General features: G+C 36.1%; 14 protein-coding genes. 12 read left to right on the top strand and 2 right to left on the bottom strand.

Annotated features, from left to right (window positions below; genetic code table 11):
• Nucleotides 1-106: 106 nt before the first annotated feature.
• The 7 genes from LIV57_RS04955 to LIV57_RS04925 all read left to right on the top strand — a co-directional run bounded on the left by LIV57_RS04955 (nt 107) and on the right by LIV57_RS04925 (nt 7313).
• A complete protein-coding gene (locus tag LIV57_RS04955) occupies nt 107-550 on the top strand; it encodes a hypothetical protein (RefSeq protein ID WP_227941687.1) in 444 nt (147 codons plus the stop codon).
• 14 nt (nt 551-564) lie between these two features.
• Entirely contained in the window at nt 565-1260 is a 696-nt protein-coding gene (locus LIV57_RS04950) for a hypothetical protein (RefSeq protein ID WP_227941686.1), read from the top strand.
• Between the two features lie 202 nt (nt 1261-1462).
• On the top strand, nt 1463-1963 hold the full coding sequence (locus LIV57_RS04945) for a hypothetical protein (protein ID WP_227941685.1): 501 nt from the start codon (nt 1463-1465) through the stop codon (nt 1961-1963).
• Nucleotides 1964-2015: 52 nt separating this feature from the next.
• Nucleotides 2016-2477, top strand: a complete 462-nt coding sequence (locus tag LIV57_RS04940; protein ID WP_202843822.1) for a hypothetical protein — start codon at nt 2016-2018, stop codon at nt 2475-2477.
• Between the two features lie 157 nt (nt 2478-2634).
• The gene (locus LIV57_RS04935) at nt 2635-4785 is read left to right on the top strand and encodes a TonB-dependent siderophore receptor (protein ID WP_227941684.1); all 2151 of its coding nucleotides are present in this window, start codon (nt 2635-2637) and stop codon (nt 4783-4785) included.
• A 217-nt stretch (nt 4786-5002) separates the two neighbouring features.
• The gene (locus LIV57_RS04930) at nt 5003-6277 is read left to right on the top strand and encodes a PepSY-associated TM helix domain-containing protein (protein WP_227941683.1); all 1275 of its coding nucleotides are present in this window, start codon (nt 5003-5005) and stop codon (nt 6275-6277) included.
• Nucleotides 6261-7313 carry an alpha/beta hydrolase gene (locus LIV57_RS04925; RefSeq protein WP_227941682.1) on the top strand — a complete coding sequence of 351 codons (1053 nt, stop codon included), beginning with the start codon at nt 6261-6263 and terminating at the stop codon, nt 7311-7313. The genes LIV57_RS04930 and LIV57_RS04925 overlap by 17 nt, the downstream gene beginning before the upstream one ends.
• Nucleotides 7314-7544: 231 nt before the next feature.
• Here LIV57_RS04925 and LIV57_RS04920 read toward each other — a convergent pair whose 3' ends face one another.
• Both LIV57_RS04920 and LIV57_RS04915 read right to left on the bottom strand, forming a co-directional pair.
• A complete protein-coding gene (locus LIV57_RS04920) occupies nt 7545-8588 on the bottom strand; it encodes a hypothetical protein (protein WP_227941681.1) in 1044 nt (347 codons plus the stop codon).
• A gap of 3 nt (nt 8589-8591) precedes the next feature.
• Nucleotides 8592-9446: a hypothetical protein gene (locus LIV57_RS04915; RefSeq protein WP_227941680.1), complete on the bottom strand. Its 855-nt coding sequence runs from the start codon at nt 9444-9446 to the stop codon at nt 8592-8594.
• 69 nt (nt 9447-9515) lie between these two features.
• On the opposite strand from LIV57_RS04915, the gene LIV57_RS04910 reads away from it, so the two are divergent.
• From LIV57_RS04910 to LIV57_RS22945, 5 genes are all read left to right on the top strand, one after another.
• Nucleotides 9516-10034, top strand: a complete 519-nt coding sequence (locus tag LIV57_RS04910) for a Crp/Fnr family transcriptional regulator (protein ID WP_227941679.1) — start codon at nt 9516-9518, stop codon at nt 10032-10034.
• Between the two features lie 53 nt (nt 10035-10087).
• Nucleotides 10088-10633 carry a DinB family protein gene (locus LIV57_RS04905; RefSeq protein ID WP_227941678.1) on the top strand — a complete coding sequence of 182 codons (546 nt, stop codon included), beginning with the start codon at nt 10088-10090 and terminating at the stop codon, nt 10631-10633.
• A 280-nt stretch (nt 10634-10913) separates the two neighbouring features.
• Nucleotides 10914-11186, top strand: a complete 273-nt coding sequence (locus tag LIV57_RS04900; protein ID WP_227941677.1) for a methylated-DNA--[protein]-cysteine S-methyltransferase — start codon at nt 10914-10916, stop codon at nt 11184-11186.
• A gap of 94 nt (nt 11187-11280) precedes the next feature.
• The gene (locus LIV57_RS04895; protein ID WP_227941676.1) at nt 11281-12048 is read left to right on the top strand and encodes an isocitrate lyase/phosphoenolpyruvate mutase family protein; all 768 of its coding nucleotides are present in this window, start codon (nt 11281-11283) and stop codon (nt 12046-12048) included.
• Entirely contained in the window at nt 12045-13091 is a 1047-nt protein-coding gene (locus tag LIV57_RS22945; RefSeq protein WP_317259034.1) for a methylated-DNA--[protein]-cysteine S-methyltransferase, read from the top strand. The genes LIV57_RS04895 and LIV57_RS22945 overlap by 4 nt, the downstream gene beginning before the upstream one ends.
• Nucleotides 13092-13121: the final 30 nt, after the last annotated feature.

The following is a 13121-nucleotide window of genomic DNA, read 5'->3' as shown; positions in this document are numbered from 1 at the left end:
AAATACTTAAATTCCGCAAGTTTTCTTGCGGAATTTTTTTATCGATTAATCCATAAAAATAAAGGATTCTGTTTACTTTTGCAAAAGCCATTTAAACTTCAATATAATGAGTATAAAATCAATTACGATAGGATTTCTATGTTGTATTTTCGTAGCAGTGCTTTCAGGATGTTCCTGGATAACTGATTTCTATATTCAAAACCTGACGGGCTCCAAAAAAATAATTAAGATCAATTACAGTTATCCCATCTCAAAAGCAATTGATAATGAATCTGACAGCTTTGCATTTAATTATGAAAATGGAATATTGTCACCTCGGTCTTTCTATAAAATCAAAAATGCAAAGTCTCTTGAAAAAATAGAAGTAAAAGACTCTTCCATTGTTCTTGAGCTTTATCCAAATTCAACAACAAAAATTTACAAAAGCCATAATGGAAGCTGGAGATATAGGATTAAAAGTGTTGAGATTAATGGAACCATTTTTTATCCTTCAGAATTAATAAATAAAAGCAGATATATCAGTAAGAGTTATGTTTATAAAATTGAATAAAGGAAAAAGCTGTAATGTATGATCAGGAAGACATAAGCCATGATGAAATTTGCAGGAGAATTAAAAGTGCTGTGGCTGGTATTGAAAAGCAGAAAGTTGTGGAAGCTTTCGTATATAGTTTAAGTACAAGACAACTAGAATATCGCTCATTTTTATCCAGCTATTGTATTGCAGAAAGTCTGGAAGAGCATAGCTTTACGCCAAGCCCGGAACCTAATGAAGACATCTGTGCCATATGCGGGCTTCATACATATGAGTTTGAAGATCCTATCGAATTCAAGACAATCAATTATTTCAAATACAAGGATGGATGTTGTTTTGATAGTTTTATCCAGGTTTTATTTGATGTAGAACAGTTTCCAAAACTTCCGGTCGTTAAACCCATCGAAAATGACTACAGGATTCTTAATGAACTGAAAGAAATTATTGAAACATCAGAACCCGGCGACAGAATTTCTCAACTTAAAAAGAGAATCGCCAAAACAGTAAAATCAAATGATGAAGAAAGATTAGGATTGTTGGACATCTTAGGAGTTATCGGAATTTTACATGATGATGCTCATTTTGGGTATGCAGATCAATATGTTACCTATCCGGAAAGAGAACACAGACCCATTAGGAATGATGATGTTGGTTATCCCGCAAGATGGTGGCAGGGGAAATTTGGAATTGATAATGAAAAATGGAAGTACTGGTTTGAAAGCAATTAAGTGATTTTTTATCATGCTATCATACATTTAAAGCAAATTTTCAATACAAAAAACAGGGCTAAAATGATTTCGGAAGTGTTTTTATCGGTTTAGCTTTAAAATAGATTATGTTTGCCGAATTATTTATAAATTAGAGCGTTAAAATTCAAGCTGTTAATATTATTTAAAAACTAATACAATTCCATCAAATCAAAATATAACCATGGCAGAATATTACGCAAAATCAAGCAATTCTTTAACTTTTGAAATCACAAAAGAGGAAAAATTAATTGGGAAACTTGCCTACACAAGTTGGTTTAAATTTAATGCTGTCATTGAAATTGCAGATGGTAAAATCTATCAGGTGGAGCCGAAAGGTTTTTGGGGAACCACCATTGAACTGAAAGATCAGGAAAGAGTGCTTTTGAAATTCAGGATGAACTGGAACGGGGAAATTGTGGTGCAAACTTATTTTGACGGCGTGAAGAATGGCTACCTTTTCAAGCACAGAGGCATTTTTAAAGAATCATTTGTCCTTACAGATCAGGAAGGTATTGAGCTGATGATCATAAAACCCCATCTGAAATGGACTTCTATGAATTACGAATACCAGATCACCACCTCTGATGCCTATGAAACCCTTCCGGAAAAAGAAATTGTTTTAATTAATGCATTGCATTGCGCCAATTATTATATGTCGATGATGGCCGCTGCTGTTATATAAGACAGTTAAATTAAAACTTTAGCAATAAGTTACCTTTATTTTTATTAGCCTTATGGTAAAAAAGAATTGTGTCCTGAGTATTTTCGGACTGCTATTACTATTTCAATGTAATCCTGTTAGCAAAAATTACAAAAAAGAATTTGAAAAATTTGTTTTTGATTCTGATCAGGTTTTATCCAATGGTGATATTTTACATCCTGCTTATGCCTATCTTAAAGATGGAAAATTAAAAGGTCTTGAGTTTAATAATCATCCAGAATGTGGAGAAAATACCAAAAGATATTTTTTTTCTGAAAATGAAAAAATAAAGAAGATTGTTATTGAGAAAAATTATTATAATGAAAGCTGTGGCAAAACTTTTGACTCATTATTCATTATATATCCCGTATTGGGCAAAACAATTGTGTATGCGGATAATACAAACGCAAAAGAAATAGAAGGTAATGTTTTGCGGGAGGAAAAAATTAATATTGATCGCTATATGAAAATGATTAAAAATTGGAAAAATAAATAAAAAAACTTATATATTGATTGAATAAAGGGTTTTCGGAATTTTCGAAAACCCTTTATTTATGGGCTATTTCATTGAGTAAGTTTTATGATTTGTATCATGTTTTTATTTAGAATTAATAAAAATAAAATAATTTTGCAGAACTAACTTAATTATAAACATGAAAAAAACTATTATTTCTGCAGCTCTGTTAGCCGTAACGATGCTGGATGCCCAGGAAAAGGATACCATCAAAGTGGCTGAAATCCAGTCTGTATCACTCCAGGGAACTCAGAATTACAGAACCAAAAAATCTGAATCCATCGCAAGACTACCTCTTGAAAACCTTGAAAATCCCACTGTTTATAACCTTGTTCCCAAAGAAATCATCAGTGAAATGGGAGCTATGGACTTCAATACAGCAATGGCTTCCGCACCAGGTATTGTCGTAAGCAACAGTGTCAACGACAGCGGGAATGATATTTTCATGAGAGGTTTCAGTTCCAATGCCAGTTTCAGAAACGGATTGACTCAAAACCCAAGGGTACAGTCCGAGATCGCTAATATCGAAAGAGTAGAAGTAATAAAAGGCCCATCCGGAACTTTATTCGGAGGAACGTTAGCCAATTATGGCGGTGTGGTGAACATCGTTACGAAAAAACCACAGGAAAACTTCGGGGGAATTATCAATTATACTACCGGAAGCTGGGGAATGTACAGAATCACAGCCGATGTAAACACCCCTTTGAACAAAGAAAAAACAGCATTGGCAAGATTCAATGTGGCAGCCTATTCTCAGGATTCTTTCCAGGATGCAGGGTATAATAAAGGACTATTTTTCTCAGGAAGTGTTTTGTACAAAGTAAGCGACAAAACCACGGTGACACTTGATACGGAGTTCCATGCTCCTGACAAAACATTGAATGCTTATGTAAGAAACTCAGAAAAGCTGACTCTCCACTCCATGAAAGACCTGGAAGTAGCTTACAAAAGAGCGTTTACAAGTAATGACATCGGTTCCAAAAGAACCAATTTTGTAACAATGGCTGAGGTTACCCATAAATTCAATGATCAATGGACGTCAAGAACATCTTACCAAAGAGGGGAAGCCAATGAAAACGAGTCGATCTTTTTGGTGTTAAGATATCTGAATAATAATCAGGTAGAAAGAATGATCCGTCCTTTCGACAGCTTTAAAGTGACCACAGACAATATCCAGCAGAATTTTACAGGAGATTTTAAAATAGCAGGTCTGCGAAACCGTCTGGTAGTGGGAATAGATTACTTCCAGCAAACAACAAAATATCAGTTCCCTTACTATGAGGCCAACGGATACAGTAATGTTTTCATGCCTTATGACAAGGTAAATCTTGACAGTTCTTCTCCATGGGATCCTATCTCAAGAAACAAATTCATGAATAAGGAAAGAAAATCCACAGAATCGGATATTACAAGATTCAGAACCATCAGCGGTTATATTTCCAATGTTTTGAATATCACAGATAACTTACTGGTAATGGCCAGTTTGAGAGTAGACCACTATAAAAATGACGACACAGTAGTAAACGGTGTAGAGATCTCTACCATAAACGGATATCCTGAAAATAAAGTGACAGGGTACAGTCAGACCCAGTTTTCACCAAAATTCGGATTGGTGTATGAAATTGTAAAAGATCAGATCTCATTCTTTGCCAATTATGTGAACGGATTTAAAAACTATGCACCATCACTGAATGAAGTGGGTGTTCTGACAAAATGGGATCCTGAGCAGGGAAATCAGATTGAAACTGGTTTTAAAGTAGATCTTTTCCATAAAAAATTACTGACAACCGTAAGCTATTATAATATCAATGTTAAAAACAGACTGGTTGCAGATCCGGGCGGAATAGGAAGTATTCAGGATGGGAATATCAAAAGTCAGGGACTGGAAATAGGCATCATTGCCAACCCTTTTAGAGGATGGAATATCGTTGCCGGTTACGGATATAACGATAACAAATATGATGACCGGAGCAAAGACAGTGGAAAAAGAATCGCATGGACTCCAAAACATGTAGCCAATCTATGGACAAGTTACAAAATTATGGATGGAGCTTATGAAGGACTTGGTTTCGGAGCCGGATTTAATTTTGTAGACCAGACCTATATCAACATCAACAATCATTTTCTTGCTCCTTCTTATACTACGGTAGGTTCTACAGTTTTTTATGACAGGAAAAAATACAGAATCGGTCTGAAAATGAATAATGCGCTGAATGAAAACTACTGGAACTTCTATGGGCAGCCACAGAAGCCTAGAGAAATCCTGGCCAATTTTGCATTCAAATTTTAATAACCAAAACAAAAAATAATCTCAACGAAAATATAGGGATGAAAACCGCAAAGGCACAATGCTTTGATTAATAATAAACAATGTTTCTGATGCCTCAAATATGCTAAAGTAAATGGCATCAGGAATAACTCTTTCACTTTACAAATGCGCCGTTATTATAATCCTTTTGTGCCTTTGCATTTTTTGCTGTAACATGTTGAGTAGATGAAAAACAGATATGGAGAATAAAAAAACTAATCCTAAGAAAAAGCAGGGAAAATCCATCACCAAAAAGATCACCGGCTGGATACACCTCTGGCTTGGGCTGGTTTCGGGAATCATTGTTCTTACAGTGACTCTTTCAGGAACTGTCTTTGTCTTTTGTGACGAAATCATTGATCTGTGCGGCGGAAGCGCAAAATATGTCCAGGCTCCGGCTCATGCTGAAAAAATGCCCCCTGAAGAATTGCTTGCTCATTTTCACCAGCAGGTTCCTGACAGAAAAGCGTTTTATTTTGATACGTACAAAGATGCTGACAGAAGCTTCAGAGTAGCTTCAGCAACGAAGCCACATAAAGATAAAAGTTCGGACAAGGCAGAAAAACCAAAGAAAAAAGGGCGTGGCCCAAGAGGTGTATTTGCCTATCATTATCTCAACCCATACACCGGAAAAGTAATCGGTTCTACAAAAAGCTATGAGTTTTTCTATATTGTGGCCCATATTCATGCGCAATTACTGGCAGGAAAGTTCGGGAAAACGGTAGTTGGCGTTGCTTCCATCATATTTTTTATCCAGCTCATCGGCGGACTGATTCTCTGGTGGCCGAAAAAATGGAACAAAACCACAAGAACAACCGCTTTTAAAATCAAATCCGGAACAAAATGGCGCAGAAAAAACTACGACTTTCATAATGTTTTTGGGTTTTATTCATTGCTTCCTGCAGTGTTTATTACTATTACCGGACTGATCATGGCATACAAGATCTTAACCGATCTTACCCAGCAGGCTTTCGGAGGAGCCGTGGATGCCCATACCATTGCAGAAAAATATGAGCCTAAGTTTGATCCGGAGAAAAAAGCTTTGTCCTACGCTGATTTTGCAGATCGAAAATTTAAAGAATTTCCTGATGCAAAACAGTTCAGAATGAGTATTCCGAGAAATGATTCCGCAACGGTCTATCATGTGGTGGCAGCTCAGTTTATTGGTCTGAAAAGCCTTGTCAACGGGAAAAGGATGGAAACCAACAAATACACCGGAAAAGAAATTGATTATCCTGAAGAAGTACAGAGGCATGAAGTGATAGAGCATATGAATTTTGACCTTCATGTAGGGTATTGGGGCGGAATGTTTGGTAAAATATTCACCTTCATTATCGGAATCATCTGTACAAGTCTGCCGGTTACCGGATTTCTGATCTGGTGGGGCAGAAGAAACAAATCGCCCAAAAAGAATAAAGAAATTAAGAACATTCATCAACACAGAAAAGATTCACACCATGAACAGCTGGTTTAAAATTATTGCCCTCTCATTACTTTTAGTATTTACCTCAGGAAAAGCTCAGGACAAACTGATGATAGGAGAGAAACAAAACCTTTTTTCAAAAGTTTTAAACGAAAACAGAGAAATATGGATTCATCTTCCCAAAACCTATAACGACAATACTATCAATCCTGCAAAATATCCGGTGATCTATCTTCTGGATGGAGAAATCAATTTTGAATATTACACAGGATTAACGGATTTTATTGCCCGAACTCCTTATGCAGATATTCCGGAATGTATTGTTGTCGGGATTAAAAACACAGAAAGAACAAGAGATCTTACCCCGACAAAGTCTCAAAAGAAAAGTCCTGTAAACCCTAATATTACTCTTTTTGCAGATAGTGGCGGAAGTGAAGACTTTCTGAGATTCATGCAGGAAGAATTGAAGCCGTTCGTTAATAAAAACTACAGAACACAGGATTATTCCGTGTTGGTAGGGCACTCTTTCGGAGGATTGTTTGCCATTAATACCTTCCTTTTACATCCTGATTATTTCAATGCTTATGTTGCGAATGATCCCAGTTTATGGTGGGACAATAAAGTAACCCTCAAAAGAACAAAAGAGTATTTGGAAAAAAATAAAAAGTTTCCTGCAAAAAAATCTTTGTATGTTTCTCAGGCAGACAATGAAGAACAGCAAAAAAACTGGAACTCCGATATGACCCAGGCGATTGAAGAATTTAAAGGAATGATAGAAAAAAACGGATCTTTGAACTATAAACATAGCTTTTTCGAAGGAGAAACCCACGGAACTGTTTCCTATCCCGGAAATTATGAAGCCTTGAAATTTATATTTAAAGGTTTCAGAACCGATATAAAACAGTTGGCCAAAAATCCCAAACTGCTTGAAGAAGAGTATAAAAATTTTTCCGAAAAGATGGGAACAAATTTTATTCCTTCAGAAGCTTATCTGAATGTAGTGATCAAATTTATGAAAAGTAATGGTTTTAAAGAGTCCGAAACCTATTTTATGAATCTGAAAGACAACTATTATCCTGAGAAATAATGCACTGAAAATAAAAACCAAATCCGTTTACCAACAGATTTGGTTTTTTTTTATATCTTGATTCTAAAGTAAGCTTTGGCTAAAGCAGATTTATTCTAAAAACCTATCCGCACAGTTTGTTATTCCGATTACTTTTATTTAGATGGTAAGAGTATAGATCCCCTGCGGAATGGACAACTGAGTGTATAATGGATTATTCCGGTAGAAATCTAAATAAATTCTTTCAGTGAATTAATGTCTGTTATCACAATTGATCGGAAAATCCTTCTCCTTTTGATCTAAAAAGCTAATGGAAGGACAGCCAAAAGACTGGGCAATGAATCCAAAAATAACCGGAGGTTTTCCTTTGAAAAGGTGGCCTGTATATTGGAAAATATTAGATTCATCAGCATCTATTCCATAAAGAGGAAGAAACTCTCCGCCATCACTTCCTGCAAGGCTGAATATCTTCTCCGCAATTTTTTCCTTACGATCATTGATGACTGCAAGCTTACGTTCTGTGATATTTCCTTCTTCAAGATAATCCTGAAGATAATAGGTCAGATTTTCATATTGTGACTGATAGGTTTTTCCCTTGGTAAGTTTGGACTGACTAAAATATTTTCCTGAACTGGCCGCATCAGCTTTTTGCCATTTCACAGCTTTCATTTTATGGTCTACGAAAGGATTTTTATTTCCAAAATAAGCGATAGCATTAGTATACCGGTCGTATTCTGTTGTTTTTTGATGAGTAGCCACCTGGAATCCCATCATATAAGAATCCGGGTCTAAATCCTGATCATCGGAATAAGGACTTAAGTAGGCCACGGCTTTTAATTGGCTGACTGGCATTTTTTGAAGTTGATTAGAACCATACTCATAGATGTACAGAGAATCATTTTCTGTGAGATGAATTCCATCAAGCAGTTTTTTTCTGCTGGGTGCATCCAGTTCAAAATGCTGGCGTTCCTCATAAGTCATCTGTTTCCGGTTTTTCATAATAGCCTCAGGTACAGGCTGTACTCCTTTATAGATATCCGAAACAGAAATGAAAATATCAATATCAGAATCTTTTTCTGCGGATGAAATAACAGACAGACTGAAAATATTAAAATCCGTATAATCTATTTTCTCTTCAGTTTTTACCGTTTTTACAGAATCATTTGTTGTTTTTATTTCTGTAACCACTGTTTTTTTCTCTTCTTTCTTACAGCTGATGATAGCCAATGGCAAAAGTAAAAGAGCAGCGGCAGCTTTGGGTTTAATGATCTTTTTTAGCATTAAAGTGTTTATCATAGTCTAATTCATTTTGTAATAAGGTTCCGAAAAGTATTTGCTGGGTTTGATATAAGCCATTTTCCTTTCTGCATCAAAGATCCAGATAAACCTGCGGAGCATATCAGCACCGAGATAACTTACATTTTGTGTTTTCAGTTCCCCGGAGAAATATCCTACGGAAACATCTTTAAATACACTGTTTCCCAACTTGAAATAGGGCAGAACAGCTTGTTTGGTAATTAAAGTTTTGCCTTCAGAATTCTTTAGGATTTTCTCTCCTGTTATCTTCAATTTTTTTTCAAGATGTTGTTTTTCAGCGAATTCATTGCTGTAGAGTATTGTTCCCGAAAATCCGGACTGTAAGACAAAATAGGTTTCCTGCTGCGGTCCGTCGTCCATAATATTGTCTGCTGCAAGATAAAAGCCCTCATGATCCTGAATGATGTTAATGGGTTGATAATCTTTCAGATCCGGCATTTTATCGTAAATCACAAACTGGTTGTTATCGTAATCAATTTTAAATGCTTTACCTGAGAAAATTCCGGTTCCGATTTTTCCGTCCGCTTCATGACCTGTCAGCTGATTGTCAAAAAAACGCACATTTTCCTGGATGATCTTTCCGATCTCAACAGTATTATTAATGCTGATTTCTTCTTTATTAAAAATAAGATGACCTGCTTTGCACTTGCTGTCGGGAGAAATTGAATAATCCTTCATGGCGATCTGAAACATCAGATCCAGAGAATCCTTTTTGTTAACAAGGGTCTTGACAATGATATTATTATGTTTTGTGATCCGGAAGGGGATGGTCTGCTGTGCTTTCATACCATACAATCCGGCAGAAAGCAGTATGAAAAGTACTGTTCTTTTGAGCATTATCAGTGATTAGTGTTTTAAAACTTTAAAATTACCTATTATCTTTGGAAAAGCAAATAATAAAATGAAATGGTTGAAAAATTGCTTCAAAGCGGAATCCATTGGGAAAAGAAAGCATTCAGGCGGAATGAGTTTCTGAAGATTTCAGGCAGTACAGATACCTCTATTTATTTTATAGAAAATGGAAGTGTCCGGATCTTTATGATGGATGAAGATGAAGAAAGGATCATTCGTTTCGGATACACAGGAAATATTATTGTCAGCCTGGACTCTTTTTTATCGGGAAAGCCTTCGGAACTTTACATTCAGGCGATTAAGAAAACAACAGTGAAAGTAGCTTTAAAAAAGGATTTCTATGCATTTATACAATCAAATGAAGAACACATGAAATTCTGGATGAGTATTCTGGAAGATCTCGTACTACAACAGCTTGAAAGAGAAAAAGATCTGCTGATCAATGCTCCGGGAGAACGCTTTGAAAGAGTTTTAAAACGAAGTCCGAAGCTGTTTCAGGAAGTTCCCAATAAATATATAGCTAATTATCTGAGGATGTCACCGGAAACGTTGTCCAGACTGAAAAAATCTTGAGTTCAGTCAAGATTTAAGAACAACCAGATCAGCATATTTGCATAAAAAACGTAATGAAAATTTCAACCTCAGAATTACTGGATGAGTTAAAAAACAGGACAAAGCAGCATTTACAGTTTGCTGAAATGTTGTCTTTAAAGACGGAACATGATCTGAATTTCAGAACTTCCTCAGACAGCTGGAGTACCTTGGAATGTCTGGAACATCTCAACCGCTATGGAAACTTTTATATTCCTGAAATCAACCGCACTATTTCTTCTGCCGGCAAGCCTTCTCAACTCTATTTTAAGCCCGGAATTCTTGGAAATTATTTTGCTAAAAGTATGCTTCCCAAAGAAAAATTGAATACAATGAAAACGCTTAAAGCCATGAATCCTATCCACAGTAATCTGGATAAAGGTGTAGTGAATACATTCATAAAACAGCAGAAAAAAATGCTTGAGTTACTGGAAGAAGCCCAATATATTGATCTGGAAAAAACAAAAACAAATATCAGTATTTCAAAGCTGATCAAATTGAAGTTGGGAGATACTTTCCGGTTTGTTATTTACCACAATCAAAGGCATGTTGAACAGATAAAAAGAATTTTAACGGATTAAAAACAAGTATGATTTCCAAAAATGCTTACTTTTAAACGAATGGAAATGATACACCAAAAAAATATATCAACCCCTTTGGGTGAAATGATCGCCTGCGCAGTGGATCAGGGAATTCTGTCTGCTTGAATTTACAGACCGGAAGAATATCGAAAAACAGCTGAAGGCACTGTCAAAAGTTTTAAAAGCTGATATTTTAGAAAGAGAACATTTTCATTTTGTACAGCTGGAGAAGGAACTGAAAGAATATTTTGAGGGAAGAAGAACCCGTTTTGAAGTTCCGTTGTTTACCACGGGAACAGAATTTCAGGAGAAGGTCTGGCAGTTGCTGCGTGAAATTCCGATGGGAGAGATAAGAACCTACAGGCAGCAGTCAGAAATACTGGGAAACCCCAAAGCGATACGTGCCGTAGGAACAGCCAACGGAATCAATAAAATTGCTATTTTGATTCCCTGTCATCGTGTGATAGGCTCAAACGGTGAATTGGTTGGATATGCCGGTGGAATCTGGAGAAAACAAAAACTGCTGGAGCTTGAAAAGGCCATCTTATTTTAAACCAAAATTTACATTCTGAGAATTATAAAAAATAGGTGTTCATTTTTCGGTTGTAGAACAGGCAGTAATCTTTCTACTTTTGAATAAAAAAATTATGATCAGTTTTAAACAGTTACATCATGGTGAAGAACCGTTACTTTTGGGTAATGTATGGAATGTAGAAAGCGCAAAGGTATACGAAAAGCTGGGCTATAAAGCATTGGCAACCTCAAGTTCGGCAGTCGCACTGAGTTTAGGATATGAAGATGGAGAAGAGATGACCTTTGAAGAATATTTTTATATCATTAAGAGGATCAGAGCTTCCGTTTCAATTCCTCTGTCGGTAGATCTGGAATCCGGATATGGTCTTGAAAATGATACAGTAGTTTCGAATATCATGAAACTTATAGAAATTGGAATATCAGGGATTAATATCGAAGATACCAATGTTGTTAACGGAATACGAGAACTGGTAAACAGAGATGTTTTCTATGAAAAATTAAAAGATATTTTTATCAAATTAGGAGAAAACAGAGGTAAGGTATTTATCAATGTACGCACAGATCCTTTTTTACTGAATATTGAAAATGCGCTGGAGGAAACTTTAGAGAGAATTAAACTGTTTGAAGAACTTAAAGCCGATGGCGTTTTCATTCCGGGCATGACAGCTGAAAACGAGATCAGAACTATTACAGAAGCTACTTTTCTCCCTGTGAATGTTATGGCTCTTGCTGATTTACCCGATTTTGACACGCTTAAAGCATTAGGGGTAAAAAGAGTTACTTCAGGTGCTTTTATGTACAGACATATTTACAGGGAGCTTGAAAAAGCAAGTCAGAAAATTACAAACGTTAGAAGTTTTTCACCTCTTTTTATCTCATGATGGAACTTACAGAAAAAATAATGTACGAGGCATCTTATATCAAAGATGTTTCATTTGAAGGGATATTCTGGATGGGCGTAAAAACCACAGGGATATTCTGCAGACCGACCTGCACCGCAAGGAAACCTAAATTTGAAAATGTAGAATTTTTTTCCAATACCAAAGATGCAATGCTCAAAGGATATCGCCCGTGTAAAGTGTGCAGGCCTTTGGAAAATCTCAACGCCACACCTCCGTATATCAAAGATTTATTGAAAGAAATTGCCGACGATCCCACATTAAAGCTTAAAGATTATGATCTTGTAAAAAGAGGACTGGAACCCGCAACAGTCCGCAGATGGTTTCTGAAACACCATGGGATTACGTTTCATGCTTTCCAGAGAATGTCAAAACTCAATACAGCATTTAAAAAACTTCAACAAGGAGAATCGGTTACAGAAGTAGCATTTGACACAGGATATGAAAGTCTGAGTGGTTTTAATGAGAGTTTTAAAAATATTTTTGGAGCATCACCTAAGAATAATTCCATGGAAAAGATCATTGATCTGAAGAGAATAGAAACCGTGCTGGGAACAATGATAGCCTGTGCCGATGAACATGGAATCTGTCTTTTAGAATTTTCCGACAGAAAAGCGCTTCCGACAGAATTAAAAAGTGTTGCGGAATATTTTAAAGCAAATATTATACAAGGAGAAAACCCTCATTTTGTTACGCTGGAAGAAGAACTGAAAGAGTATTTTGAAGGAAAAAGAACCGCATTTACAGTTCCTATTTCCCCTGTAGGAACAGCTTTTCAGAAAGAAGTCTGGGCTATTCTTCAGGAAATTCCTTATGGTGCAACAAGAAGCTATCAGGAACAGGCAGATATTATGGGAAATCCTAAATCCGTAAGAGCTGTAGCCAATGCTAATGGTCTGAATAAGATATCCATTATAATCCCTTGTCATCGCGTAATTGGCAGCAACGGACAATTAACAGGCTATGGAGGTGGAATCTGGAGGAAACAAAAACTGTTGGAATTGGAAAAGGCTATTTTATTTTAGTATATATTAAAATATCCTTATATTTCGGAA

Origin of the sequence: Chryseobacterium sp. X308 (genome assembly GCF_020733145.1) — a bacterium.
In the GTDB taxonomy this organism is placed as follows: domain Bacteria; phylum Bacteroidota; class Bacteroidia; order Flavobacteriales; family Weeksellaceae; genus Chryseobacterium; species Chryseobacterium cupriresistens.
This window is presented reverse-complemented; position numbering and strand designations above follow the sequence as displayed.